Source organism: Bradyrhizobium sp. 159 (assembly GCF_023073795.1).
Classification (GTDB): domain Bacteria; phylum Pseudomonadota; class Alphaproteobacteria; order Rhizobiales; family Xanthobacteraceae; genus Bradyrhizobium.
The window spans coordinates 32,975-59,383 of the sequence record NZ_JADPKE010000057.1 but is presented as its reverse complement, the minus strand read 5'-3'; the positions used below and the strand labels follow the sequence as shown (position 1 = coordinate 59,383).

Below are 26,409 nucleotides of genomic sequence, written 5' to 3'. Positions count from 1 at the left end.
TCGTCACGCAAACCGCCGCGCGAAGAAGACGCAAACGACCACGAGGAGAGTCGCGGCGATCATGCTCCAGGCAACCGGCTCGTGCAGCAACAGGCCGGCAAGCGCGAGACCGAAGAATGGCTGGAGCTGCTGCAACTGGCCGACGCGGGCGATGCCGCCGAGCGCGAGCCCGCGATACCAGAAGATGAATCCGACGAACATGCTGAAGACGGAGACGTAGGCAAGCCCGACCCAGGCGGGCGCACTGACGCCGCTCCATGTCGGTGGCCAGGTCCAAATCACGACGGGCACCATCAGCGGCAGCGCGAGCAGCAGCGCCCAGGAGATCACCTGCCAGCCGCCGAGGCGGCGCGACAGCGCGGCGCCTTCGGCATAGCCGAGGCCGCACAAGATGATCGCAGCCACCATCAGAAGATCCCCGGTCAGCGAGCTTGAGCCGTCGTTCGACAGGGCAAAGCCCGCCACGGTCGCACTGCCGAGGACGGCGAACAGCCAGAACAGCGGCTGCGGCCGCTCACCGCCGCGCAATACGCCGAATATCGCGGTCGATAGCGGCAAGAGGCCGATGAAGACGATCGAATGCGCCGAGGTGATGTGCTGGAGCGCGAGCGCAGTCAGCAAGGGAAAGCCGACCACGACACCGATGGCGACGATGGCGAGCGAGGCGAGATCCTGCCTCCCCGGCCGCGCCTGACGGAGCAAGCCGAGCACGGCCAGGCCTATCAACGCCGCAATGACCGCGCGCGCGGATGTCAGAACAGCGCGGAGAAGCCGCCGACCGCCACGCGCGTCGCCGGCAGCGAGCCGCTGAAGATGATGACGCCGAGAAGCCCGTTGCCCCAGCCGCTGCCGGAAGATTGCATTCCTGTCTCGCTTTTGGCTCGCGATCCTGGGGCATCGCAGATGACAAGGCCAGCGACAGTTCAGTACAATCTGGGGAAACTGTATGGATATGGAAGGCACTACACTTGGACAGCGACGCATCAGCGAGAGGGCGCAACGGAACGCGGACCGCAGACGTGATGAGCGCGATCCGGGCCAAGGTCGCGGGCCGCGCGCTCGGCGCCGGCGACCGCTTGCCGTCGATCCGCAGCCTTGCCGCGACGATGCGGGTTTCGCCTTCGACCGTCGTCGAAGCCTATGACCGTCTGGCTGCGGAAGGGTTGATCCGCGCCCGCCGCGGCTCGGGCTTCTACGTCTCGCCGGCGATTATGCCGCCGCTCGCATTGACCGAGGCCGAGCCGCGCCGCGACCGGGAAGTCGATCCGTTCTGGGTCTCGCGGCAGTCGCTCGACGCCGATGCAGTCGCGCCAAAGCCCGGCTGCGGCTGGCTTCCTCCGGAGTGGATGCCCGAAGCAGCGCTCCGACGCGCCACCCGCGCGCTGGCACGCACCGACGCCAGCCTATTGACCAACTACGGCAGCACGCGCGGTTTGCCGGCGCTGCGCCGGCTGTTGCTCACGCGCCTGGCCGAAGATGCGATCGAGGCATCGATCGACCAGCTCATGCTGACGGGGTCAGGCACGCAGGCGACCGACTTGATCTGCCGCTTCCTGCTCCGTCCCGGCGACACCGTGCTGGTGGACGATCCCTGCTACTTCAATTTTCGCGCCTTGCTGCGGGCGCATCAGGCAAGAATCGTCGGCGTGCCCTACACGTCATCGGGTCCTGATGTCGCAAGCTTCGAGCAGATCCTCGCCAGCGAGCGGCCGCGGCTGTACATCACCAATTCAGCGCTCCACAATCCGACCGGCGCGACGCTGTCGCTTCCGACCGCGCATCGGCTTTTGACCGCGGCCACCGCGCACGACCTCACTATCATCGAGGACGACATTTTCGGCGACTTCGAGCCGGAGCGGTCGCCGCGCTTGGCAGCGCTCGACGGGCTCAACCGCGTGATCCGCGTCGGCAGCTTTTCCAAGACGCTCTCCGCCTCGCTTCGCTGCGGCTATATCGCCGCGCGTGCCGACTGGATCGAGCATCTGGTCGATCTTCAAGTCGCAACCAGCTTTGACGGCCCGAGCCCGGTCGCGACGGAGGTCATCGCAACGGTGCTGGCCGGCGGCAGCTATCGCAAGCACATGGACGAGCTCAGGCAAAAGCTCATGCGCGCCCGGCGCGACGTCGCGCGTAAGCTTCAGGCGCTCAGCATCGAGCCATGGCTGATGCCGCGCGGCGGCTTCTTCCTGTGGTGCCGTCTCCGGGACAGCCAGGATGCTACGGCCGTTGCACGCGCGGCTCTCGAGGTGGATGTGGTGCTGGCACCCGGCAACGTGTTCAGCGTGTCGCAGACGGCGTCGCACTTCATGCGGTTCAACGTAGCGCAGATGAGCGATCCGCGAGTTTGGGACGTGATGCGGCGGGCGTTAAAGGCGGGTGGCGCGGCGTGACTTGGGCAGCCCCGTGTCAGTCAGGATCAGTTCGCCCGTCCAGCGATCCCTGCCCCTCCAACATTGACAGCGCGGACCGGACTCTCTCTCGGAATCAATACACCTTCTTCGTGCGGGCAACCGATAATTCCGTCGACCACCGCTATCGATGCGCACCGAATGCCGCTTAAGAAAACCGACAATTTCCGCAAGCGTGGTCTTATCCGACCGCACATCTGCGGATTCGAAAGCAAACGGCGCAACTCAGGCTCGGCTCCTTCAGCCCGGATGCAGGAGAGACAGCAACCTTGGAAGCGAACGTGTTGTCAGGACCGTAGAAGGCGATCGTCCGGACGGCAAAACCGCGCATGCGCTGGTTCGCTTTTCTTTCGCAGCCATTTGTCAGGACGCGGCCCGATCTTCATTGGCGTGACCAAATCCGCTCGCGGAATTCCTTGACCGGTACGCTCCGACGTCGCTGGATGAAATGGCGGAGAGGGAGGGATTCGAACCCCCGATAGGCTTGCACCTATGCCGCATTTCGAGTGCGGTGCATTCAACCACTCTGCCACCTCTCCTGAAGGTGCCGATAAGAGGTAGGAACCCCCTGTGGTCGGGGCGTGTAATAGGCGAGGATGGCCGGCCAGACAAGGCGCGAAAGGCGAAAATCCGCCGCCTGTTTCATCTCTTGGCCTGGAGCTCCGCTCCGGTGAATCGGAACGGAGCTTTAGATTTTAGTTTTGACGCGTTTTCTTGACGCCAACTGGTGTCACTTCGCTCGAAAACGCTGCTGCATTCCGAAAGGAACCGCCGTGGAGCATCTGACCGTCCCCGCCAATGGCGCCAATTTCCACCTGGTCCGCGCCGGGCGGGGCCAACCGCTGCTTTTGCTGCACGGTTGGCCGGAATTCTGGCTGACCTGGGAGCCGGTGATGATGCGGCTTTCGGACCGCTTCATGCTGATCGCGCCCGATTTGCGCGGCTTCGGTGACAGCGACAAGCCTGACGGCCCTTACGGGCCGGATGGCCACGCGGCGGACATGCTGGCGCTGATGGACCGGCTCGGCATCGAGCGATTCGGCGTCGTGGGTCATGACGTCGGTGGCGCCGTGATGCAGCCCCTGGCCCGGCGGGCACCGACGCGGCTCGCCGGGCTGCTCTTCTTCGATTTCGTCTATCCCGGCATCGGGCCGCGCATGGTGGCGCCCGACCGGCTCAACCACATCTGGTACCAGTCCTTTCACCAGATGGAGATGGCAGCCAGCCTCGTCGGCGCCAGCCGCGAGACCTGCCGGCTCTACATCGGCCACTTCCTGAAAGGCTGGGCGCACCGGAAGAGTGCTTTCGACGACGTGCTCGACGCCTTCGCCGACAACTTCCTCAAGGACGGCAATCTCGCCGGCGGCTTTGCGCATTATCGCGCCTCGCATGCCGGGCGCGTCGCGATGATGAAGGGTGAGGCGCCGCGCCTGCCGCCGATCAATGTGCCGACCTGCGTGCGCTGGGCCGAGCACGACCCGCTGTTTCCCTATGCCTGGACCGATCGGCTCGGGGAAACCTTCAGCGAGCTCGATCTGGCGATGTTTCCGGACGTGGGGCACTTCCCACATCGGGAAGATCCGGAGCGCGCGGCTGCGGAGATCGCGGCGTTCTTTCAGCGCATCGGCTGGAGCTGAATCAAGGGGAGCTCGTGCGATGATGGAGGTGCACTCCCTCTCCCGCTTGCGGAAGAGGGTCGGGGAGAGGGTGTTTCCGCAATGGGATTGTTGGATTGCTGAGGACGTCCCGACGCGGCGAGAACCCTCACCCGCCGCGCTCTGCGAGCGCGTCGGCCTCTCCCGCTTGCGGGAGAAGCGGGGGCAAGCCCGAGCTACGTCTGATCGCATATACTTCCAAAAACGGGGTGGGACCGCCAGACGCGGTAAACACTGGCGGTCCCGATGCCGCTCATTGAAATACTGGCCAGGAAGGGCGGCTTCGCCGGCCGAGTGAAGCGACGGTTCGACGGTAGCGCGCAGCCGGCATGGCGCAACGCAATCCGCCCCTTAACCTTGCCAGTCAAGGTTACTCCTTGTTGTCCTTGCCCTTTTTCTTCCCGTTCTCCGTGGAATCACGGTCTTTGCCGTTGCCGTTGTCCTTGCGGCGGTTGGTGAAGCGCGCATTGCCGAGCCCGGTGCCGATGGTGAGGACGCCCCAGCGGTCGACATCCTGCATGAACGGTACTTCCGAAAGGCCCTGAACCACGCCGTCATTGTGCATCAGGATCGCGGTGTCGTGCTCGCCGATCTGCGGGATGGCTTCGGTGAGGCTCGCCGGCAGGTTGAACTTGCTGCTCTCCCAATTGCCCGGGAGATTCTGCGCGCCCTTCTCGATGGAGCCGTCCGCGTTGATCACTCCGGGACAGGCGATGCCGATGAACGGCGCGAGCTTGAAGCCTTCGGCTTCGGCATCCTCGATGAGGCCTTCGAGCATCTTGACGAGCCGCTTCACCGCGGCCTCGCGGCTCGGCTCATCATCGGCATGGCGCCACAGATCGGATTTGAAGACGACGGCCTTGGACAGATCGGGCGCCTTCTTCCAGCGCGTCTCAACGATCCCGCAGCGGATGTTGGTGCCGCCGATATCGACCGCGAGGATGCTGTCATAGGCCTCGAAAATCCAGGACGGCGCAAGGTGCAGGGCTCCAATCAAGCCGGCGTCGTCAGGATCGAAGCGGATCGGCACCAGATCGACCTTGAAGCCTTCCGACTTGAGGATGATCTCGGCCCGGGCAATGGCGATTTCGCCGAGCCGGCTCGCACGAAAGCCGCCGCCGACCACGATGCACTCGGTCTTGGCCCAGGCCTTGGTCTTGAGGAACCGCCGCGTCACGTAGGCGAGCTCCTGCGCGAAATCCTCGATCGCGCTGTGCACGACGGCCGTGGCCTCGGTATCGTCGCCGACCAGAACGGCATCGAGGACCTTCTTGCTGATCTTGTCGGACGGTTCGTCGCCGAAGGGATCCTCGCCGCTCTTGCGAAGCGGTTTGCGCCACTCTTCGAGGATCTCGCGAAATGCGCCCTTGCTGGCGCGATCGCCCAGAAAGCCCTCGTCGTCCTTGATCTCGATGTTGAAGCTGTCGACGTCGACCGACGGCAGGCGGCTCGCCCCGTGCTGGGCGATGCTCGTCGTCTTGACCAGCTCGTCTGTTGCCATGATAGCCCTTGCCCGCGTGTTCGATTTGCGAGGACACAACGGGGAGGGAACTCGTTGGTTGCAAGCCGGCCGCAGATTCAGCCCAAGCACCGCAACGGGCCCAAAATCCTTCAAATCCTGGCCGTTTTCGGCGGTTTTCCTTGACTTGCGGCGTCCGGCGGCTATAAGTCCCACAACCGGCGCGGGGCGTTTCTCGCGCCGCTCGTTTTTGCGTGGGTTTTCAATGGGATAAGTCCCGCCCGCACAAAACTCGCATAAACCCGTAGCGACTGACAAAAAGCCGGCCCCGACGCTTCTCGTCGCGAGGCCGGGATTGAACACGAAGGAAAAAACGATGTTCGCAGTCATCAAAACCGGCGGCAAGCAATACCGCGTCGTGCCGGATGATGTTCTCGAAGTAGGCAAGATCGAAGGCGAAGTCGGCTCGATCGTGCAGCTGAATGACGTTCTGGTGGTCGGCGGCGACACGCCGGTCCTGGGCGTCCCGACGGTCGCAGGCGCGTCCGTTGCGGTCGAGGTGCTCGACCACAAGCGCGGACCGAAGGTCATCGCGTTCAAGAAGCGCCGCCGCAAGAACTCGCGCCGCAAGCGCGGCTACCGCGACGAGATCACGGTGCTGCGCGTCAGCGAGATCCTGACGGACGGCGCCAAGCCCACCAAGGGCCCGCGTCCGAAGAAGGAGAAGGTGGCCAAGGAGTCCGCACAGGAAGCCGCCGAATAAAAGATTTGATCACGCCAATTCACGAATTGATGCGTGAGAAATCGTGAAATGATTCCGTCAAGGAATTGATCTAGACATACGTAGGATTTCGGAGACGAGCCATGGCTCACAAAAAAGCAGGCGGTTCATCGCGTAACGGACGCGATTCGAAGGGCAAGCGCCTCGGCATCAAGGCGTTCGGCGGGGAGATCGTCACCCCCGGCAACATCATTGCGCGTCAGCGCGGCACCACCTGGCACCCCGGCCTTAATGTCGGCATGGGCACGGACCACACTTTGTTCGCCAAGGTCGAGGGTCGTGTTGCGTTCCAGGCCAAAGCCAACGGCCGCACCTTCGTATCGGTGCTCCCGATCGCTGAGGCGGCTGAATAGACGGTGGACCAAATTGGAGTCCGCCGGGTCCTGACCAAACCGGCGGAGTCCTAGAGATCAAGTGATCGAAGGCTCCAGGGGAGGCGGGAAACCGGCCTCCCCTTTTCTTTGACTTACTCACTTTGGAATTAGTGACTTTCCAGGAGCCGGACATGTTGCAGGATTTCTCGAGCGTGACCTTGCAGGAGGCGAGACCGAGCGTCGTCGCCACCGAGCGGCTGACGTTGCGGCGGCCGACACTGGCCGACGTCAGGACCATCGCGCGGCTCGCCAACGACCGCCGCATCGCAGAAAACACCCGCCGCCTCCCGCATCCCTATTCGCAGGATGACGCTGTTGAATTCATCCGCGCCACCGCCGCGCTCGGCAGCGAGACCGTATTCCTGATCGAGCACGATTCTGGGCCGATCGGCATGGTCGGCATCGACTGCTCCACACCGGACAATGCCGAGCTCGGCTACTGGCTCGGCGTCCAGCATTGGGGCCAGGGCTTTGCCACCGAGGCCGCGCGCGGCGCGATCGACTTCTTCTTCGAGGAGTTCGAGGACGACCAGCTCTATGCCGGCGCGCGCGTCACCAACCCGGCCTCGCGCAAGGTACTGGAGAAGTGCGGCTTCCAGTGGAGCGGCGTCCAGCTGCACCGCTTCCTGGCGCTTGGATCGTCCACGCCCGTCGATTGCTTCCGCCTGTCGCGCGGCGTGTGGGCGTCGCTCAAAAGCTGGAGCAGTGCAAGGCGGGTGAGGTAGTGGGCGAATCACCCTCCCCTGGAGGGGGAGGGTCGATCGCGCGAAGCGCGAGCGGGGGGTGATCTCCCCACTCGGGTAGCGTTCAATGCGGAGAGAGCGTCACCCCACCCCGCTACGCATTGCGCTTCGCTGCATGCGTAGCGACCCTCCCCCTCCAGGGGAGGGTGGGGATCAAGCCGGCGGATTCACTTCTGCGCTTTCACGCCCGAGATCGCGCTCCCGCAAGTAGATATAGAACCCGGCACCGATGATGATGGCTGCGCCGACGAGCGTTGCGACCTCAGGCACGTCGCCGAACACGACGAAGCCGAAGATCACGGCCCAGACGATCATCGAATATTGGTAGGGCACCACGACGCTGGCCGGCGCGAGCTTGAGCGAGCGGTTGACGCAGAACAGCGCGGTGACCGAGACGCATCCCGCCAGTGCGAAGATCAGGAGGCTGCCCGATGTCGGCGGCACCCAGTGAAATGCAGAGAGCACGGCCCCCAGCGAAAACGTGCCGATGAATTGCGAGGACGCCATCACGATGTCAGGCGTCTTGCGCAGGCTGCGCGTGATCAGCATCAGCGTCGCAAACGACAGGCTGCCGCCGAGCGCGATCAGCGCCGGCAGGCTTACGGTCTGCGCGGATGGCCGCAGCGCGATCAAGACGCCGCAGAAACCGATCAGGATCGCGGTCCAGCGCCGCCAGCCGACCCGCTCGCCCAGAAAGATCGCCGACATCGCGGTGACGAAGATGGGGCCGGCCAGATAATAAGTGATGACGTCGGCGAGCGGCAGATAGACGGTCGCGAGGAAGAAGGCGGCCACCTCCAGCGTCGACAGCACGACGCGAAACAGCTGCAGCCGCGGCCGCTCCAGCTCCAGGAATTGGCGACGCTGCCGCCAGATCAGCGGCGACAGCAAGAGCAGCGCCGCGCAGGCGCGCAGGAACAAGAGCTGCCCCACCGAATAGGTGCCGACCAGGAACTTGCCCATGGCGTCGCCGAACGAGAACAGGAAGATCGACAGCACCATCAAGGCGATGCCGGCGAGCCGTGCCGAGCGGTCGTCATAGGCGGAGAGAGACTTGAAGAAGGGCATTTGCGTCGTTTTAATCGCGTGGGCGCGCCGGACAAGTCCACCTCTGGTGAATTGAACGCATTGTCGCACTGCGCGGAGCGCGATAGGGATCATGCACCGGGTCCGTTCCGAATGGTGTAGCGCATGACCGACTTCGATCCCTCCCAGCACCGCATGATCCCCACGCAACGCTGGTTTGAGGATTTCGTCCTCGGCGAGCGCTTCGTGCTGCCCAGCCGCACCCAGACGTCCGCCGTGTTCGCGGCGTTCCAGACCGCGAGCGGCGACACTCATCCGGTGCACTACGACGTGGAATATTGCCGCAGCCGCGGCATGCCGCATCTGCTCGCCCACGGCTTTCAGACCTTGATTCACACCGCGCCAGGGGCCGGCCTGTTTCCGTTCATGGTCGAGGAGTCGCTGGTCGGCTTCCTCGAGCAATCAAGCCGGTTCCTCAAGCCCGTGTTCGCCGACGATACCATCTATCCCACGCTTGAAATCACCGAGCTGGTGCCGGGGCGCACGACCGGCGCCGTGACGCTCAGAAGCACCGTGTTCAACCAGCGCAAGGAGCTAGTGCTGGAGGGCACGCAGAAATTCCTGATCCGGCGGCGACCAGCGGGTTAAGCACGGGGCAAAATCGCCGAAATTCGGCCGATTGACGGAGAAGTTCGGGTTGCCGCGCGGGATCGGCTGGCCTACCTATGGCCCATGAAATTCCTCGACGAAGCAAAGGTCTATATCCGCTCCGGTGACGGCGGGAACGGCTGCGTGGCGTTCCGCCGCGAGAAGTTCATCGAATTCGGCGGCCCCTCCGGAGGCAATGGCGGCCGCGGCGGCAATGTCATTATCGAGGTCGCCGATGGCCTCAACACGCTGATCGACTATCGCTATCAGCAGCATTTTAAAGCCCAGAAGGGTGAGAATGGCTCGGGCTCGGACCGCCATGGCGCCAATGGCAAGAACATCGTGCTGAAAGTGCCGATGGGCACGCAGATCTTCGACGAAGACCGCGAGACGCTGATCCACGACTTCACCAAGGTCGGCGAAAGATTCGTCCTTGCCGAGGGCGGCAATGGCGGCTTCGGCAACGCGCATTTCAAGACCTCGACCAACCGCGCCCCACGCAACGCCAATCCCGGCCAGCCCGGCGAGGAGCGCTGGATCTGGCTGCGGCTGAAACTGATCGCGGATGCCGGACTCGTCGGCCTGCCCAATGCCGGCAAGTCGACCTTCCTCAGCAAGGTCAGCGCAGCAAAGCCGAAGATCGCCGACTATCCCTTCACCACGCTGCATCCGCAGCTCGGTGTCGTGAATGCCGACGGCCGCGAATTCGTGCTGGCGGACATTCCGGGTCTGATCGAAGGCGCGCATGAAGGCGCCGGTCTCGGCGACCGCTTCCTCGGCCATGTCGAACGCTGCCGCGTGCTGCTGCATCTTGTCGACGCGACCTGCGAACATGCCGGCAAGGCCTACAAGACGGTGCGGACCGAGCTCGATGCCTATGGCGGCCAGCTCACGGACAAGATCGAGATCGTCGCGCTCAACAAGATCGATGCGGTCGAGCCGGACGAATTGAAAAAGCAGAAGGACCGCTTGAAGCGCGCCGCCAAGAAGACGCCGCTGCTGCTGTCCGCCGTGACCGGCCAGGGCGTCAAGGAAGCGCTGCGCGCGCTGGCCGACGTGATCGGCGAGAACCCGGTCTCCGCCAAGGCCAAGAGCGCCGCCGAAGCGGAGCCGTGGTCGGCTTGAGGAGAGCGACGCGCTCCCTCCACACCTCTGCGCAGCGGGCCAACGTCCGACAAGAGAGCGGACCCCTCACCCGGCGCCGTAGCCGAAGCTTGCTTCGGCGTTCTGCTAAGTACGGCCGCCAAGGTCGGCCGATGCCGACCTCTCCCTTCGGGAGAGGTTTTCTTCGCGGCATCGATAGCGCAATATCCAGCAAACGAAGTCAGGAGCGAGACGCATGGCGGGCGCGAAGAACGTTCTCTGGATCATGTGCGACCAGCTTCGCTATGACTATCTCGGCTGCACCGGCCATCCCACGCTGAAGACGCCCAACATCGACGCCATGGCCAAGCGCGGCGTGCTCTTCACCAAGGCCTACGTGCAGTCGCCGATCTGCGGTCCGTCGCGGATGTCGTTCTACACCGGACGCTACATGCGCTCGCACGGCTCGCACTGGAATGGCTGGCCCTTGCGCGTCGGCGAGCCCACGCTCGGCGATCACCTCAACAAGATCGGCGTGCGCAACGTGCTGGTTGGCAAGACCCACATGGCGCCCGATCTGGAAGGCATGAAGGCGCTCGGCATCCCGCCGAAATCAGTCATCGGCGTGCATGTCTCCGAATGCGGCTTTGAACCTTACGAGCGTGATGACGGCCTGCACCCGACCGGTCGGCCGCGCCCGAAATACGATGAATATCTGCGCCAGCAGGGCTTTGAGGCTACTAATCCTTGGGAGCATTGGGCCAATTCCGGCGCGGCCGACGACGGCTCGTTGCAGAACGGCTGGCTGCTGGTGCATGCCGACAAGGCCGCGCGCGTGCCGGACGAGCACTCCGAGACGCCCTACATGACGCGGCGTGCGATGGACTTCATCACCGAGGCCGAGACCGATGGCAGCCCGTGGTGCCTGCATCTGTCCTACATCAAGCCGCACTGGCCCTATATCGCGCCAGAGCCCTACGCCAGCATGTATTCGACGTCAGACATGATTCCGGTGATCCGCTCCGAGCGCGAGCGCCAGAATCCGCATCCGGTGTTCGGCGCCTACATGGACATGCGCTACTCCCGCAACATGGCGCGCGACGATGCCCGCGAGAAAGTGATCCCGACCTATATGGGCCTGATCACCCAGATCGACGACCAGATGGGCGTGCTGATGAAGTTCCTGGAGGCGCGCGGCCTGTTGGAGACAACCATGATCGTGTTCACCTCCGATCACGGCGATTATCTCGGTGATCACTGGATGGGCGAGAAGGACCTGTTCCACGAGCAATCAGCGAAGATTCCGCTGATCGTGATCGATCCGTCGCAAGAGGCCGACGCCACGCGCGGCACACGTAGCGATGCACTGGTCGAGGCGATCGACCTCGCGCCGACCTTCCTCGACTATTTCGGTGGCAAGGTGCCGGGACACATTCTCGAAGGGCGTTCGCTGCTGCCGCTGCTGCGCGGCCGCACGCCATCAGATTGGCGCAGTGTGGCGTTCTCCGAATATGACTACGCCATGCAGGATGTGCGGCTGAAGTTGAACCAGCCCATCGAGCGCTGCCGCCTGTTCATGGTGTTCGACGGCCGCTGGAAATATATCCACGCCTCCGGCTTCCGCCCCATGCTGTATGACCTCGAAACCGATCCGGACGAATTTGTGGACCGCGGCGATGACCCCGGTTGCGCCGGCATCATCGCGCGGTTGCAGGCCGAGCTGTTCGACTGGGCGCTGCATCCGAACGACCACATCACGACGCCGCGCGAGAAGATCGCGGCCTATGCGGACAACCAGCTCCAGGTGAAGGGCGGCATTCTGATCGGCGTCTGGGACGAAGCCGAACTGGCGACGATCAAGGACGGCATTGCGCAGCGAGGGAAGCTCTAAGCCCCTCATGGTGAGGAGGCGCGAAGCGCCGTCTCGAACCATGCAGGCCTCGCTGCGACAGCGCGGGCCTTTCATCCTTCGAGACGCCGCTTTGCGGCGCCTCAGGATGAGGGATAGAGAGCGCGCTGCTCGCTCAGCTCGTCATGCCCGGGCTTGTGCCGGGCATCCACGTCTTGCGTCGAGCGCGGAAGCGCATGGATGGCCGAATCAATCCCGGCCATGACGGCGGGGTGCGTTGTGCGAGCAACGCCTTAATTCTCGATCCTGTATCCCGTCGCCTTCACGATCGGTTGCCATAACGCGATGCTTGCTGCGAGCTCTTTCGTCAAGCCTTCCGGTGTCGACCCGACCGGAATGAGCCCGATCGCCGTCAGCTTCTCCTTCACCTCGGGCTTGGCGAGCGCGGCGCGCGCGGCGGCGCCGAGCTTGCTCGCGAACTCCTGCGGGCTGCCCGCCGGAAGCCACATGCCGTACCAGGCGTCGGCGACAAATCGATGCCGCTCTCCCTCAGCGTCGGAACGTCTGGTGCAAACGGCGATCGTTCCGCGCTCGCGACCGCGATGATCTTCACGCCCTTGGCACGATGTTGCGGCAGAGCATCGGCCAACGTGGTGATGCCGAACGAGATGTGGTCGCCGACGATGTCGTTGAGGATGGGTGCGCTGCCGCGATAGGGCACGCGGGTCAGGGGAATGCCGAGGTCCTTCTCGAGCTTGGAGCCCATGAAATGTGGGATGGTGCCATTGTTGGGCACCCCGAACGAGGTCTTGTCCGGATGCGCCTTCAGCCATGTCACAAAGCTCTTGAAATCAGTGGCGTCGACCGCCGGGTTGATCACCAGCGCAAATTCGAACCGCGCCAAGAGCGACACCGGCAAGAAGTCCTTCGCCGTGTCGAAGCTCGGCGTCGTCTCCACCATCGGCAGCAGATACATGGTCGGCCCCGTCGTCACCAGCACCATGCTGCCGTCGGGACTGCCGCCTTTGACCGCCTTGATGCCGATCAGCCCGTCGCCGCCGGTGCGGTTCTCGACCACGATGGTCCGTTGCAGCACCGGCGCCATCTCCAGCGCGATCAGCCGGCACAGCGTGTCGCCGCCTGCTCCCGCTGCGAACGGGAAGATGATCTTTGTGAGCCCGGCCTGCGCTTGCGCCCCACCCGCCTGCGCCAGCAGCGGCAGCCCGAGACATCCGGCCATGAATTTGCGGCGATCCATTCGTTTCCTCTTCGGCCCTTTATCGTTGACCGCAATTAGAGCCGGGCGGACGCCCGACACAAGGCCGACATTCGCCGTTTACCATGGCGGCTGCCTTGCGCCCGTCACCGTCCTGCTGCAAAAGCAGGGCTCATCGGCGCCGTCTGCTCCGCCGTTTTCCGAACAATCGCATCCAGCGCCAACACATCTACCCACATGGCCAGCCCCGAACTCAGTCAATTCCGCCGTATCGTCGTCAAGGTCGGCTCCGCGCTGCTGGTCGATTCCGACAGGGGTGAGGTGCGCGCGTCCTGGCTCGCGGCGCTGGCGGACGACATGGCCAAGCTGCACCGCGAGGGCCGCGATGTGCTGGTGGTCTCCTCCGGTTCGATCGCGCTCGGCCGCAGCCGCCTCAAATTGCCGCGCGGCCCGCTGAAGCTCGAGGAGAGCCAGGCCGCCGCCGCCGTCGGCCAGATTGCGCTGGCGCGAATCTGGTCGGAAGTGCTCGGCGCGCACGGCATCGAAGCCGGCCAGATCCTGGTGACGCTTCAGGACACTGAGGAGCGCCGCCGCTATCTCAATGCGCGCTCCACCATCGGCAAGCTGCTGGAATGGCGCGCCATCCCCGTGATCAACGAGAATGACACGGTGGCCACCAACGAGATCCGCTACGGCGACAATGACCGCCTTGCCGCGCGCGTCGCCACCATGGCGAGCGCCGACCTGCTGGTGCTGCTGTCCGACATTGATGGCCTCTACGATGCTCCGCCCAAGAACAACCCGAACGCAACACTCATTCCTGTGGTCGAGAGCATCTCCTCAGAGATCGAGGCGGTGGCCGGGGACGCCGAGTCCGAGCTATCGCGCGGCGGCATGCGCACCAAGGTCGAGGCGGCCAAGATCGCCACCACGGGCGGCACGCACATGCTGATCGCCTCCGGCAAGATCGAGCACCCCCTCCAGGCCATCGCCGATGGCGGCCGCTGCACCTGGTTTCTGACGCCGGCCAATCCCATCACCTCGCGAAAGCGCTGGATCGCGGGCACGCTGGAGCCGAAGGGCACGCTGACCATCGATGCGGGCGCGGTGACGGCGCTGCGCGCCGGCGCCAGCCTGTTGCCGGCCGGCGTGATCAAGGTCGAGGGCCAGTTCGCCCGCGGCGACGCCGTGATCGTGCGCGGTCCCGATGCCAGCGAGGTCGGCCGCGGCCTGATCGCCTATGACGCCGAAGTCGCCGAGCGGATCAAGGGCCGCTCGTCCCCGGACGTGATGGCGATCCTCGGCATCAGCGGGCGGTCGGAGATGATCCACCGCGACGACCTGGTGGTGGGCGGTTAAGGCCTTTGCCGTCAGGCCGGGCTTGTCCCGGGCATCGACGTTCTTCGAGCCGCAAAAGGCGTGGATGGCCGGGTCAAGCCCGGCCATGACATCGCGGTTGGGCCAATGGCCTTGTTGCACCAGTTCGCCGGGAGACCAGCCATACCGTCCCCGCCCTTCGCAGACGCAGGATTTCCGTGCTAGGACACCGCCTTAGCAGAAGGTTGACTCCCATGGCCGCCCCCCTCAAAGCCGTTGACGGCAATGCCGATCTCCAGGCGCTGATGTCCGATCTCGGTACCCGTGCCCGCGCAGCCGCGCGCGTGCTCGCGCTGGCGCTGCCGGAGCAGAAGAACCGGGCGCTGGAAGCCATGGAGCGGGCGATCCGCGGCAACGCTGCGGCGATCCTCGCCGCCAATGCCGAGGACGTCGCTGAAGCCCGCGCCTCCGGCAACGCGACCGCCTCCTTCATCGACCGCCTGACGCTGACGCCGGCGCGCGTCGCAGGGATGGCGGAGGGCATCAGCACCGTGCGCGGCATTGCCGATCCGATCGGTGTCGTTACTGAAAGCTGGCAGCGGCCGAACGGCATGACCATCGAGCGCGTGCGCGTGCCGCTCGGCGTCGTCGGCGTGATCTTCGAGAGCAGGCCGAATGTTGCGGCCGATGCCGGCGTGCTGTGCCTGAAGTCCGGCAATGCCGTGATCCTGCGCGGCGGCTCCGACAGTTTCCGCTCCTGCCGCGCCATCCATGAATGCCTGGTGCAAGGCCTGCGCGAAGCCGGCCTGCCCGAAGCCGCGATCACGCTGGTGCCGACGCGCGACCGCGCGGCGGTCGGCATGATGCTGTCAGGATTGAATGGCGCGATCGACGTGATCGTGCCGCGCGGGGGCAAGAGCCTCGTCGCGCGCGTCGAGCAGGAAGCGCGCGTGCCGGTGTTCGCGCATCTCGAAGGGGTCAATCACGTCTACATCGATGCCAGCGCCGACCTCGCCATGGCAAAATCGATCGTGCTCAACGCAAAAATGCGCCGCACCGGTGTCTGCGGCGCCGCCGAGACGCTGCTGGTCGATCGTGCGGGAGCCGCAAGGAGCCTGAAGCCGCTGGTCGAGATGCTGTTGGATGCCGGGTGCGAAGTGCGCGGCGACGATGCGGTGCAGAAGACCGACGCACGCGTAAAGCCTGCCAGCGAAGACGATTGGAATACTGAATATCTCGATGCGATCATCGCAGCGAAAGTGGTCGACGGCGTCGACGGCGCGATCGCGCACATCCGGAACCACGGCTCGCATCACACCGACGCCATCGTGAGCGCGGACGAGGTCGCCGCGAAGAAATTCCTGAGCGAGGTCGATTCCGCGATCGTGCTGCACAACGCTTCGACGCAGTTTGCCGATGGCGGCGAGTTCGGCTTCGGTGCGGAGATCGGCATCGCCACCGGCCGCTTCCATGCCCGCGGACCTGTTGGCGCCGAGCAGCTGACGAGCTTCAAATACCGGGTCCTCGGCACCGGGCAGACGCGGCCGTAGCCGCTCGGGGCGGGCATTGAGCAACAATTTCGTCGTGCCGCGCTTCGTGGCGCAAGCGATCCCGCCCTACACCCAGGGCATGCGCGTCGGCCTGCTCGGCGGCTCGTTCAATCCGCCGCACCAGGCCCATCGCGCAATCAGCCAATTCGCGCTGAAGCGATTACAGCTCGATCGCGTCTGGTGGCTGGTGACGCCAGGCAATCCGCTCAAGGAGAACGGCACGCTGCATGAGGTCGGCGCGCGCATGCAGGCGGCGCGTGACGTCGCGGCCGATCCCAGGATCGAGGTGAGCTGTCTCGAATCCGTCATTCGCACGCGCTACACTATCGACACGATCAACATCTTGCGCCGCCGTTTACCCGGCTTGCGCTTTGTCTGGATCATGGGCGCCGACAACCTCGCTCAATTCCACCGTTGGCAGGACTGGCGGCGGATCGCCGCCCAGGTGCCGATTGCGGTCATCGATCGCCCGCCGCAAAGTTTTCGTGCCCTCGCCTCTCCTGCCGCCAAGGCACTGGCGCGCTACCGCTTGCCCGAGAATAAGGCGGCACTGCTTGCGGATCGGCCGGCGCCGGCCTGGGTGTTCCTGACCGGATTGAAGCTGAATCTCTCGTCGACGGGCCTGCGGAACCCGGACGGGAGCTGGAAAGGTACGAAGTGAGAAAAGGTACGAAGTGAGACGGAGTGTGTGGATTTGAGGCTCTCTGGCATATTGAAACCCTTAACCCCACATGATGTAGTGTAACCGGTGAGCGCCGGATTCGGCGTTCGCGATACAGTGAAAGGAATGGTCCCTGGCCACATCTGTATTGTCCAAGTCTGTTTTACCCAAGGTTGCTAAGCCTACGCGTAAAACATCGTCCAAAGCTGCCTTGAAGGCGCAACCCGACGCCGACAAGACGCTGAGCCTGATCCTCTCCCGCCTCGAGGACATGAAGGCGGAAGAGACGGTCACAATCGACCTTCGCGGCAAATCGGCGTACTCCGACTACATGATCGTTACCACCGGCCGGGTTAACCGGCACGTTGGCGCGATCGCGGAAAACGTCACCAAAAGCCTCAAGGAAAACGGCATCAAGAACATCCATGTCGAGGGCTTGCCCAATTGCGACTGGGTGCTGATCGATTCCGGCGACGTGATCGTGCACGTGTTCAGACCCGAGGTCCGCGAGTTCTACAATCTCGAGCGATTGTACACGCAGGGCCCAGGGGCGGCGAAGGCGATCTAGAGGCCTGACGAGCCGATTTCGAATCGGCTGACGCGCATGCTAGCGTCGTGCGCGCGTCTGATGCGCGCGACCTTGAAAACACGACGCTGAAGCCATCATGCGTGTTGCTGTCATTGCGGTGGGCCGGCTGAAGCAGGGCCCCGAACGGGAGCTTGCCGATCGCTATTTCGAGCGGTTCGCCGAGGCCGGCCGCAAGCTCGGATTTCGCGACCTCTCGATTTACGAACTTGCGGAGAGCCGGGCGCGCGACGCAGCAACGCGGATGGCTGAAGAGGCCGCGGCGATCTCGGCCCATATTCCGGAGAAGGCGGTCCTGGTGGCGCTGGACGAGCGCGGTCAGAATCTGGACTCCACCGTATTCGCACGGCATCTGGCGCGCTGGCGGGACGAAGGCGCCGGACATACTATCTTCGTGATCGGAGGGGCGGACGGACTTTCGCCCGAATTGCGCCGTAAGGCCAAGCTCGCGATCGCGTTCGGCTCTGCGACCTGGCCGCACCAAATGGTCCGCGTCATGCTTCTGGAACAGCTTTATCGGGCCGCCACCATTCTGGCCGGCCACCCCTATCACCGCGCGTGATGCGCGCCACAACGAGCACCTTTGCCGACGAGATGCGTGCGCCGATTCTCAACCTGCTGCTGATCACTGGCCTCGCAGGCACAAGCCTCGCGCACGCTCAGACGGCGACGCCGCCGCAGACCGCGGCTGTCTCGCCCGATGTAATCAAGCAGCGCGAGCAGGAGCTCGAGGCCGCGCGCGCCAGGCAGAAGAGCGCGGAGGAAGCGCAGGCCAAGCTCAAGGCCGAGATCACCGCGCTCGGCCAGGACCGCACTCAACTCAATCAGCAGCTGATCGACACCGCCGCCAATGTGCGCACCGTCGAGACCAAGATCGACGAAGCCGAAGCCCGGCTGCGGACGCTGAACGGCCGCGAGCAACAGATGCGCGCCTCGCTCGATTCGCGCCGCGCCGACATCGTCGAAGTGCTGGCCGCCTTGCAGCGCGCCGGAAGGCGCACGCCACCCGCGCTGCTGGTGCGCCCCGAAGATGCGCTGCAGTCGCTGCGCACCGCGATGCTGCTGGGCGCCGTCGTGCCGGAGTTGCGCGGCCGCGCCGAGAAGATCGCCGGCGACCTCGGCGAGCTCGTCGCCCTGCGCAAGAACATCGCCACCGAACGCGACCAGCTCGCCCTCGACCGCGACCGGGTTCGCAACGACCAGAGCCGGCTCACTGCTTTGGTCGACGAGCGGCAGCGCCAGCAGGCGGCGCGGGAAAAGGACCTCGACGCCGAGAATTCGCGCGCGATCATGCTGTCAAAGCAGGTCGGCGATCTCCAGGGCCTGATCACCAAGATGGAGCAGGATCTGCAAAGCGCCGCCAAGGCCGCTGAGAAGGCGGCCGAAGCGGCAAAGCAGGCCGAGGCGAAGGCGGCCGCCAGCGCCAAGTCCGGCCCGGGCGCTTTCAAGGACCGGTCCCGGACCACGCCCGCGATTGCCTTCGCGTCGGCAAAGGGGCTCCTGCCTCTTCCGGTGAATGGTAACAAGATCAGGGACTTTGGTGGTTCCGACGGGATCGGCGGGGTCCAGAAGGGCATTTCACTGGCCACCAAGCCCGGCTCTCAGGTCACAACGCCGTGTGACGGCTGGGTGGTCTATGCCGGCCCCTTCCGCAGCTATGGACAACTCTTGATCCTCAATGCCGGGGGCGGGTATCATGTCCTGATCGCCGGGATGGAGCGCATTTCGGTCAACATCGGACAGTTTGTGCTCACGGGGGAGCCGGTCGCGACCATGGGGTCGACCTCTCAGGTCGCCTCCATTCTCGCCACTAACGCGAGTCAACCTGTGCTGTATGTCGAGTTCCGCAAAGACGGCACTCCAATCGATCCAGGCCCATGGTGGGCCGCAAATGAAGGCGAGAAGGTTCGCGGATGATGCGCAAGACTTCAGTAATCCTCCTCAGCGCGGCCACCGGCGCGGCGCTGACGCTGTTCGTGACCCAACCGCGCGCCGTGTTCATGGGCTCCAGCGCGCGAGCCGCCACCGCGGACACCTATCGCCAGCTCAATCTGTTCGGCGACGTCTTCGAGCGCGTGCGCTCCGACTATGTCGAGAAGCCCGACGACACCAAGCTGATCGAATCCGCGATCAGCGGCATGCTGACCGGCCTTGATCCGCATTCGAGCTACATGGACGCCAAGAGCTTCCGTGACATGCAGGTGCAGACCCGCGGCGAGTTCGGCGGCCTCGGCATCGAGGTCACGATGGAAGACGGCCTGATCAAGGTGGTCTCGCCGATCGACGACACACCGGCCTCGCGCGCCGGCATCATGGCCAACGATATCATCACCAATCTCGACGACGAGGCGGTGCAGGGCCTGACCCTGAACCAGGCGGTCGAGAAGATGCGCGGTCCGGTCAACACCAAGATCAAGCTCAAGATCATCCGCAAGGGCCAGGACAATCCGCTCGACGTCACCTTGGTGCGCGACAACATCCGCGTGCGCTCGGTGCGCGCGCGCGTCGAAGCCGACGACATCGCCTATATCCGCATCACCACCTTCAACGAGCAGACCACCGAAGGCCTGAAGCGCGAGATCGGCAATCTCTCGAACCAGATCGGCGACAAGCTGAAGGGCTACATCATCGATCTCCGTAACAATCCGGGCGGCCTGCTGGAGGAAGCGGTCACCGTCTCCGACTCCTTCCTGGAGAAGGGCGAGATCGTGTCGACCCGCGGCCGCAATGCCGAGGAGACCCAGCGCCGTACCGCGCATGCGGGCGACCTCACCAAGGGCAAGCCGGTCATCGTGCTGGTCAATGGCGGCTCGGCCTCGGCCTCCGAGATCGTCGCCGGCGCGCTGCAGGACCACAAGCGGGCGACCATCGTCGGCACGCGCTCGTTCGGCAAGGGCTCGGTGCAGACCATCATTCCGCTCGGAAGCGGCAACGGCGCACTGCGGCTGACCACCGCGCGCTACTACACGCCGTCGGGCAAGTCGATCCAGGCCAAGGGCATCGTGCCGGACATCGAAGTGCTTCAGGACGTGCCGGACGAGCTGAAGTCCCGCACCGACACCAAGGGCGAGGCGTCGCTACGCGGCCACCTCAAGAACGATGGCGACGAGAAGACCGGCTCGCAGTCCTACGTCCCGCCGGACGCCAAGGACGACAAGGCGCTCAAGCTTGCCGACGATTTGCTCCACGGCATCAAGAACAGCGCCTCGGCCGCACCGACGCCGGGCGGCGACAAGGCCGCCGCCGACAAGCCCAAAGCGGCGAACTAGAATCGGCTCACACGAACTTCTTGCAAAGGGCGGCTGCAAAAGCCGCCCTTTTTGCTTGGAACTCCTGATGCCCCCGGCCGATCCCGGCCTGCCGCCGCTTGACCTCGGCGTGGTATCGTCGTTGCGAGTGATTCGGGATCGCGCATGACTGAAACGGCCGATGATCTGAGCGCCCCGCTCGGACAGGACAAGCCGCGCCGGAAACGCCGGCTGCGGCTGCCGTTTACGGCCATGCAGCTGCTTGCCGTCCTGCTTCTCCTGTTCCTGGTCACCTTTGCCGGCTTCGCCATCTTCAACAAGGATCCGCTCGGCGGCGAGCCGATGATGCGGATCGCGATCCGCGAGCCCAAGACAACGGACACAACAACGGACAAGACAGCGGACAAGGCTACCGAAGAGAAGCCGGCCGCCGCCGGCCACGGTCAGGACAGCAGGACCAAGGAGACGCCGAAGCAGGCCGCTCCCAGTGAGCAGAAGACCGTCACCATGATCGACGGCTCCACCGGCGCACGCCATGACGTCGTGATCGGCGCTGGCGAGGCCACCGACAAGGGCGGGGCGGCTTCGGCACCGCCGCCTGTTATGGCCGGGATCGAACCAAAACTGCTGGAGAAGTCGCGCTACGGCATGATCCCGGTGGTCGCCGGGGACTTGAAGCCGTTCAACGTCTACGCGGCCGATGCCGACCGCGCCAAGGCCGCAAAGATGCCGGTGGTCGCCATCGTGATCGGCGGCCTGGGGGTCGGCGCCGCCAAGACCACCGATGCGATCATGAAGCTGCCGCCTGCGGTGACGCTGGCCTTCACACCCTATGGGTCCGACCCTGGCAAGCTTGCCGAGCGGGCCCGCGCCCAGCGCCACGAGGTCTTCCTCCAGATCCCGATGGAGCCCTATGACTTCCCCGACAACGATCCCGGGCCGCAAACATTGCTGACCTCGCTCAGCACCGATCAGAACATGGACCGCCTGTACTGGCACCTGAGCCGGATGCAAGGCTATGCCGGCCTCACCAATTTCATGGGCGCTCGCTTCATCGCGACCGAGCCGGCGATGCAGCCGATCATCCGCGAAGCGGCCAAGCGCGGGCTCGGCTTCTTCGACGACGGCTCCTCACCCCGCAGTATCGCGTCCCAGGCCGCGGCCAACCAAGCGATGCCGTTCGGGAAGGGCGACATCGCGATCGACGTGGTGCCGACGCCGACCGAGATCGACCGCGCCCTGAACAAGCTCGAAGCGACGGCGCGCGAGCGCGGCGCCGCTGTCGGCACTGCCTCGGCCCTGCCCGTCTCGATCGAGCGCATCGGCGTCTGGACCAAGACATTGGGCGACCGGGGTATCCTTTTGGTGCCATTGACAACCGCGATGCTGAAATCAAAATCCAGCTAAATCAACGAATTGGTACGGCACGGGTGCCCGGCGGGCCGCATCAGGTCCTACCGACAACAGCATGCGAGGGGTCTGGCGGAATGGCGCGTTACGAGGATCTGCCCTACCGGACCTGCGTCGGTGTGATGCTGATCAACACGAAGGGGCTGGTGTTCATCGGCCGCCGCGCCGGCGGCATCGAGCATGTCGACGACGCCCATGTCTGGCAGATGCCGCAGGGCGGCGTCGATCCCGGCGAGGACACCTGGGAAGCCGCCAAGCGCGAGCTCTATGAAGAGACCAGCGTGCGCTCGGTCGAGCGGCTCGGTGAGGTGCCGGACTGGCTCACCTACGACATTCCGCGCACGGTGGCCGGGCGCACCTGGAAGGGCCGCTACCGCGGCCAGCGCCAAAAATGGTTCGCGGTGCGCTTCACCGGCAAGGATAGCGAGATCAATGTCGAAAAGCCCGGCGGTGGCGGCCACAAGGCCGAGTTCGTGAGCTGGCGCTGGGAGCCGATGAAGAACCTCCCGGGCTTGATCATCCCGTTCAAGCGTCCGGTCTATGAACGCGTGGTGAAGGAATTTTCCGCGCTGGCGGATCAATAATTCGAGTTGCCGTTCCAGGTTCGGTGCTAATCCATCGCGCGGAGTGACAGCGAAAGATGCACGCGTGACGGAAAAGCCCTACCGCCCCAATGTGGGCATCGCCCTGTTCAACGCCAATGGCCGCGTGCTGATCGGCCACCGCTTCAAGGGCGACGGGCCCGAGATCATCCTGCCGGGACTCGACTGGCAGATGCCGCAGGGCGGCGTCGATGAGGGCGAGAATCTGCGCGATGCGGCGATGCGCGAGCTCTGGGAGGAGACCAACGTCGTCAGCGCCGACTATCTCGGCGAGACCGACTGGTTCACCTACGAATTCCCACCTTACGACGGACCGCAGACGCACCGGCTGGCGAAATTCCGTGGCCAGCGCCAAAAATGGTTCGCGCTGCGCTTCACCGGGCGTGACGACGAGATCGATCCGCTGACGCCGCGGAACGGCCAGCCGGCGGAATTCGACGCCTGGCGCTGGGAGCGCCTCGACCGCGTCGCCGACCTCGTGGTCCCGTTCCGCCGCGACGTCTACCGCGCCGTGGCACGGCAGTTTGCGGGGTTCGGAAACTAAAACTGCGAAAACAACCCCATGCACAGTAGCCGAGCACCTTCGGCGCGATGCACTGTGGTTAGTGTGAAGCCTTTGAAGTGTCGGGTAGAATCGGCAGCAAAGCGCAATCGAATGGTGAAGGTGCCGACATCGGCGCCATCGCCGCGTGGCACTCGGCGGCGTCATCGGTGCCTTCGCGATTTGCGTCGGCATTGGGCCAGCTAAACTAGGCGCGCACGGCGCGGTGCAGCAAAGCTTCAGCGCCCGCCACGGTGTGACGAGCGCTGAATCTGTTCACGAATTCTAGGCTTGAGCCCCGGAGCAGTGCCCCGGGGCTTAGTGCATAGCCGTGGAGTTGAGCTGGTGCTGGATGCTCTTGAAGTGGTCCAGCCGCTCGATGGCGTGATCGAGCTCGCTGCCTTCGTGCTCCTTCAGATTCTCTTCCATCTCCGCGATCGTCTCGGCGAACTGCGCACGATCGAGCTCGGCCAGCGACGTCGCGACGTCGGCGAGCACAGTCAGGCCCCTTTCAGAGACTTCGGCAAGGCCGCCGAGCACGATGACCTTCTCGTGCCTGCCGCCCGTGGTCACGGTGAGAATGCCGGGGCGGATCGCAGCGACGACCGGCGCATGTCCCGCCAGCACGCCGAAGTCACCCTCGACGCCGGGGATGTCGACCTGGTCGACCTCGCCCGAGAAGGCGAGCTTTTCCGGAGAGACGAGATCGAAGTGAAAGGTGGCCATGAGCTATCCGTTTTTTCCGCTTGTCACCCGCGGGCTTGGCCCGCGGGTCCATCCATCAAAACGCTCTCGATGGATCGCCGGGTCAAGCCCGGCGATGACGAGATGAGAATGCTTAAGCCGCTTCAGCGGCGAGCTTCTTGCCCTTCTCGACGGCTTCTTCGATGGTGCCGACCATGTAGAAGGCAGCTTCCGGCAGGTGGTCGTACTTGCCTTCCACCAGGCCCTTGAAGCCCTTGATGGTGTCGGCGAGGTCGACGAACTTGCCCGGCGAACCCGTGAAGATTTCGGCGACGTGGAACGGCTGCGACAGGAAGCGCTCGATCTTGCGGGCACGGGCCACCGTCAGCTTGTCCTCTTCCGAGAGCTCGTCCATGCCGAGAATGGCGATGATGTCCTGCAGCGACTTGTAGCGCTGGAGCACCTGCTGGACCTGGCGCGCGGTGTCGTAGTGCTCCTGACCGACGACGAGCGGCGAGAGCATGCGCGAGGTCGAGTCGAGCGGGTCGACCGCGGGGTAGATGCCCTTTTCCGAGATCGCGCGCGACAGCACGGTGGTGGCGTCCAAATGCGCGAACGAGGTCGCCGGCGCCGGGTCGGTCAAGTCATCGGCCGGCACGTAGATGGCCTGCACCGAGGTGATCGAGCCCTTCTGCGTGGTGGTGATGCGCTCCTGCAGCGCGCCCATATCGGTGGCGAGCGTCGGCTGATAACCCACCGCCGAAGGAATACGGCCGAGCAGCGCCGACACTTCCGAGCCGGCTTGCGTGAAGCGGAAGATGTTGTCGACGAAGAACAGCACGTCCTGGCCCTGGTCGCGGAAGTGCTCGGCGACAGTCAGACCGGTGAGGCCGACGCGGGCGCGGGCGCCCGGCGGCTCGTTCATCTGGCCGAACACCAGCGCGCATTTCGACTTCACGCTCGGATCCGGATTGTGCGGATCGGCGTTGACCTTGGATTCGATGAACTCGTGATAGAGGTCGTTGCCCTCGCGGGTCCGCTCGCCGACGCCGGCGAACACGGAGTAACCGCCGTGCGCCTTGGCGACGTTGTTGATCAGCTCTTGAATCAGCACGGTCTTGCCGACGCCGGCGCCGCCGAACAGGCCGATCTTGCCGCCCTTCGCATACGGGGCCAAGAGATCGACGACCTTGATGCCGGTGACGAGAATTTCAGCTTCGGTCGACTGATCGGTGTAGGTCGGCGCTTCCTGGTGGATGGCGCGCTTGCCTTCCGACTGGATCGGGCCGGCTTCGTCGATCGGCTCGCCGATCACGTTCATGATGCGCCCGAGCGTGCCGGCGCCCACCGGAACCGCGATCGGCTGGCCGGTGTCGGTCACTTCCTGGCCGCGCACCAGACCTTCGGTCACGTCCATCGCGATCGTGCGCACGGTGGACTCGCCGAGATGCTGCGCAACTTCGAGTACCAGACGGATATTGCCGTTCTTGGTTTCCAGCGAATTGAGAATGGCCGGGAGGTGGCCTTCGAACTGAACGTCGACGACGGCGCCCATGACCTGGGTGACGCGACCGACCGGGTTAGCTGCTGTAGCCATGAAGCTCTCCTTCGAAATTCTGTACTTGAACGACCGTCGTTTAATTGGTGCGTCAGAGCGCCTCGGCGCCGGAGATGATCTCGATCAGCTCCTTGGTGATCTGGGCTTGACGGGTTCGGTTGTAGATCTGGGTTTGCTTGCGGATCATTTCACCGGCGTTGCGGGTGGCGTTGTCCATCGAACTCATCTGCGCGCCGTAGAACGAGGCATTGTTTTCGAGCAGCGCGCGGAAGATCTGCACCGCGATATTGCGCGGCAATAGGCGGGAGAGGAGTTCGTCCTCCTCCGGCTCGTATTCATAGGATGTCGCCGGCGCGTTCGCCGCCTTTTCTTCCACGGTCAGCGGAATGATCTGCTGGGCGGTCGGGATCTGCGCGATCACCGAACGGAAGCGCGCGTAGAACAGCGTGCAGACGTCGAACTCGCCGTTGTCGAAACGCGCCAGAACCTTCTTGGCGATGTCCTCGGCATTGATGAAGCCGAGCTGGCGGACGCTGCGCAGATCCATGTGCTCGACGATCTGCTTGTCGAACAGGCGGCGGAGCTGCTCATAGCCCTTGCGGCCGACGCAGAAGAATTTCACTTCCTTGCCTTGCGCGATCAACGCCTGCGCGCGCTCGCGCGCCAGGCGCACGATCGAGGAGTTGAAGGCGCCGGACAGGCCGCGCTCGCCGGTGCAGACGAGCAGCAGGTGAACCTGGTCCTTGCCGGTGCCGGCCAGCAATGCCGGCGCGCCGGGCGAGCCCGCGGCGGCGCTGGCGATATTGGCGATCACCGCGCTCATCTTGTCGGCATAGGGCCGCGCCGCTTCGGCCGCTTGCTGGGCGCGGCGCAATCTCGACGCCGCGACCATCTGCATGGCCTTGGTGATCTTTTGCGTCGCCTTGGTGGAGGCGATGCGGACGCGCATGTCTTTAAGTGACGCCATTCTTCGTTCACCCCGGCGGTTCGACCCTTACGATCAAGCCGCT

General features: G+C 64.5%; 23 protein-coding genes, 1 tRNA gene and 2 pseudogenes. 18 read left to right on the top strand and 8 right to left on the bottom strand.

Features of this window, described 5'->3' with window-relative positions:
• Positions 1 to 3: 3 nt before the first annotated feature.
• Positions 4 to 863: pseudogene (locus IVA96_RS15515) on the bottom strand (DMT family transporter).
• 159 nt (positions 864 to 1,022) lie between these two features.
• Here IVA96_RS15515 and IVA96_RS15510 point away from each other — a divergent pair.
• Entirely contained in the window at positions 1,023 to 2,390 is a 1,368-nt protein-coding gene (locus IVA96_RS15510) for a PLP-dependent aminotransferase family protein (protein WP_247279918.1), read from the top strand.
• A 467-nt stretch (positions 2,391 to 2,857) separates the two neighbouring features.
• Here IVA96_RS15510 and IVA96_RS15505 read toward each other — a convergent pair.
• Positions 2,858 to 2,947 (bottom strand) — tRNA-Ser (locus tag IVA96_RS15505).
• 234 nt (positions 2,948 to 3,181) lie between these two features.
• On the opposite strand from IVA96_RS15505, the gene IVA96_RS15500 reads away from it, so the two are divergent.
• Positions 3,182 to 4,045: an alpha/beta hydrolase gene (locus IVA96_RS15500; RefSeq protein WP_247279919.1), complete on the top strand. Its 864-nt coding sequence runs from the start codon at positions 3,182 to 3,184 to the stop codon at positions 4,043 to 4,045.
• Positions 4,046 to 4,433: 388 nt separating this feature from the next.
• On the opposite strand, the gene IVA96_RS15495 is transcribed toward IVA96_RS15500, so the two are convergent.
• Positions 4,434 to 5,564 carry an ROK family protein gene (locus IVA96_RS15495; protein WP_247418105.1) on the bottom strand — a complete coding sequence of 377 codons (1,131 nt, stop codon included), beginning with the start codon at positions 5,562 to 5,564 and terminating at the stop codon, positions 4,434 to 4,436.
• Positions 5,565 to 5,898: 334 nt separating this feature from the next.
• Between IVA96_RS15495 and rplU the strand changes: the two genes are divergently transcribed.
• From rplU to IVA96_RS15480, 3 genes are all read left to right on the top strand, one after another.
• Positions 5,899 to 6,285: a 50S ribosomal protein L21 gene (gene rplU / locus IVA96_RS15490; protein WP_247279921.1), complete on the top strand. Its 387-nt coding sequence runs from the start codon at positions 5,899 to 5,901 to the stop codon at positions 6,283 to 6,285.
• Positions 6,286 to 6,386: 101 nt separating this feature from the next.
• Entirely contained in the window at positions 6,387 to 6,656 is a 270-nt protein-coding gene (gene rpmA, locus IVA96_RS15485) for a 50S ribosomal protein L27 (protein WP_018643862.1), read from the top strand.
• A 152-nt stretch (positions 6,657 to 6,808) separates the two neighbouring features.
• A complete protein-coding gene (locus IVA96_RS15480) occupies positions 6,809 to 7,402 on the top strand; it encodes a GNAT family N-acetyltransferase (RefSeq protein ID WP_247418103.1) in 594 nt (197 codons plus the stop codon).
• Positions 7,403 to 7,573: 171 nt separating this feature from the next.
• Here the strand turns inward: IVA96_RS15480 and IVA96_RS15475 are convergent, their stop codons facing one another.
• Entirely contained in the window at positions 7,574 to 8,488 is a 915-nt protein-coding gene (locus IVA96_RS15475; RefSeq protein WP_247281215.1) for a DMT family transporter, read from the bottom strand.
• Positions 8,489 to 8,611: 123 nt separating this feature from the next.
• Between IVA96_RS15475 and IVA96_RS15470 the strand changes: the two genes are divergently transcribed.
• From IVA96_RS15470 to IVA96_RS15460, 3 genes are all read left to right on the top strand, one after another.
• The gene (locus IVA96_RS15470; RefSeq protein WP_247281216.1) at positions 8,612 to 9,094 is read left to right on the top strand and encodes a MaoC family dehydratase; all 483 of its coding nucleotides are present in this window, start codon (positions 8,612 to 8,614) and stop codon (positions 9,092 to 9,094) included.
• Positions 9,095 to 9,178: 84 nt separating this feature from the next.
• Entirely contained in the window at positions 9,179 to 10,219 is a 1,041-nt protein-coding gene (obgE, locus tag IVA96_RS15465; RefSeq protein ID WP_247281217.1) for a GTPase ObgE, read from the top strand.
• Between the two features lie 214 nt (positions 10,220 to 10,433).
• Complete coding sequence (locus IVA96_RS15460; RefSeq protein WP_247281218.1) at positions 10,434 to 12,068, top strand: alkaline phosphatase family protein; 1,635 nt, start codon at positions 10,434 to 10,436, stop codon at positions 12,066 to 12,068.
• Positions 12,069 to 12,319: 251 nt separating this feature from the next.
• Here the strand turns inward: IVA96_RS15460 and IVA96_RS15455 are convergent.
• Positions 12,320 to 13,131: pseudogene (locus IVA96_RS15455) on the bottom strand (tripartite tricarboxylate transporter substrate-binding protein).
• 348 nt (positions 13,132 to 13,479) lie between these two features.
• On the opposite strand from IVA96_RS15455, the gene proB reads away from it, so the two are divergent.
• The 10 genes from proB (at position 13,480) to IVA96_RS15405 (ending at position 23,160) form a co-directional block, all read left to right on the top strand.
• The gene (proB, locus tag IVA96_RS15450) at positions 13,480 to 14,601 is read left to right on the top strand and encodes a glutamate 5-kinase (RefSeq protein WP_247281220.1); all 1,122 of its coding nucleotides are present in this window, start codon (positions 13,480 to 13,482) and stop codon (positions 14,599 to 14,601) included.
• 212 nt (positions 14,602 to 14,813) lie between these two features.
• A complete protein-coding gene (locus IVA96_RS15445) occupies positions 14,814 to 16,109 on the top strand; it encodes a glutamate-5-semialdehyde dehydrogenase (RefSeq protein ID WP_247281221.1) in 1,296 nt (431 codons plus the stop codon).
• Positions 16,110 to 16,125: 16 nt separating this feature from the next.
• Entirely contained in the window at positions 16,126 to 16,770 is a 645-nt protein-coding gene (locus tag IVA96_RS15440; protein ID WP_247281222.1) for a nicotinate-nucleotide adenylyltransferase, read from the top strand.
• A 211-nt stretch (positions 16,771 to 16,981) separates the two neighbouring features.
• The gene (gene rsfS / locus IVA96_RS15435) at positions 16,982 to 17,338 is read left to right on the top strand and encodes a ribosome silencing factor (protein ID WP_024338888.1); all 357 of its coding nucleotides are present in this window, start codon (positions 16,982 to 16,984) and stop codon (positions 17,336 to 17,338) included.
• 97 nt (positions 17,339 to 17,435) lie between these two features.
• On the top strand, positions 17,436 to 17,918 hold the full coding sequence (gene rlmH / locus IVA96_RS15430) for a 23S rRNA (pseudouridine(1915)-N(3))-methyltransferase RlmH (protein WP_247281223.1): 483 nt from the start codon (positions 17,436 to 17,438) through the stop codon (positions 17,916 to 17,918).
• A 32-nt stretch (positions 17,919 to 17,950) separates the two neighbouring features.
• Positions 17,951 to 19,273: a peptidoglycan DD-metalloendopeptidase family protein gene (locus tag IVA96_RS15425; protein WP_247281265.1), complete on the top strand. Its 1,323-nt coding sequence runs from the start codon at positions 17,951 to 17,953 to the stop codon at positions 19,271 to 19,273.
• Entirely contained in the window at positions 19,270 to 20,625 is a 1,356-nt protein-coding gene (locus IVA96_RS15420; protein ID WP_247281224.1) for a S41 family peptidase, read from the top strand. The genes IVA96_RS15425 and IVA96_RS15420 overlap by 4 nt, the downstream gene beginning before the upstream one ends.
• A 144-nt stretch (positions 20,626 to 20,769) precedes the next feature.
• Positions 20,770 to 22,011, top strand: a complete 1,242-nt coding sequence (locus tag IVA96_RS15415) for a divergent polysaccharide deacetylase family protein (protein ID WP_247281225.1) — start codon at positions 20,770 to 20,772, stop codon at positions 22,009 to 22,011.
• An 80-nt stretch (positions 22,012 to 22,091) separates the two neighbouring features.
• Positions 22,092 to 22,598 (top strand): RNA pyrophosphohydrolase, encoded by a 507-nt coding sequence (locus IVA96_RS15410; RefSeq protein ID WP_247418099.1) that lies wholly within the window; start codon positions 22,092 to 22,094, stop codon positions 22,596 to 22,598.
• 64 nt (positions 22,599 to 22,662) lie between these two features.
• The gene (locus IVA96_RS15405) at positions 22,663 to 23,160 is read left to right on the top strand and encodes an RNA pyrophosphohydrolase (RefSeq protein WP_247281227.1); all 498 of its coding nucleotides are present in this window, start codon (positions 22,663 to 22,665) and stop codon (positions 23,158 to 23,160) included.
• A 315-nt stretch (positions 23,161 to 23,475) separates the two neighbouring features.
• Here the strand turns inward: IVA96_RS15405 and IVA96_RS15400 are convergent, their stop codons facing one another.
• From IVA96_RS15400 to IVA96_RS15390, 3 genes are all read right to left on the bottom strand, one after another.
• Positions 23,476 to 23,883 (bottom strand): F0F1 ATP synthase subunit epsilon, encoded by a 408-nt coding sequence (locus IVA96_RS15400; protein WP_247281228.1) that lies wholly within the window; start codon positions 23,881 to 23,883, stop codon positions 23,476 to 23,478.
• Between the two features lie 112 nt (positions 23,884 to 23,995).
• Positions 23,996 to 25,438: a F0F1 ATP synthase subunit beta gene (atpD, locus tag IVA96_RS15395; protein WP_247281229.1), complete on the bottom strand. Its 1,443-nt coding sequence runs from the start codon at positions 25,436 to 25,438 to the stop codon at positions 23,996 to 23,998.
• A 52-nt stretch (positions 25,439 to 25,490) separates the two neighbouring features.
• Positions 25,491 to 26,366 (bottom strand): F0F1 ATP synthase subunit gamma, encoded by an 876-nt coding sequence (locus IVA96_RS15390; protein WP_247281230.1) that lies wholly within the window; start codon positions 26,364 to 26,366, stop codon positions 25,491 to 25,493.
• Between the last annotated feature and the right edge of the window lie 43 nt (positions 26,367 to 26,409).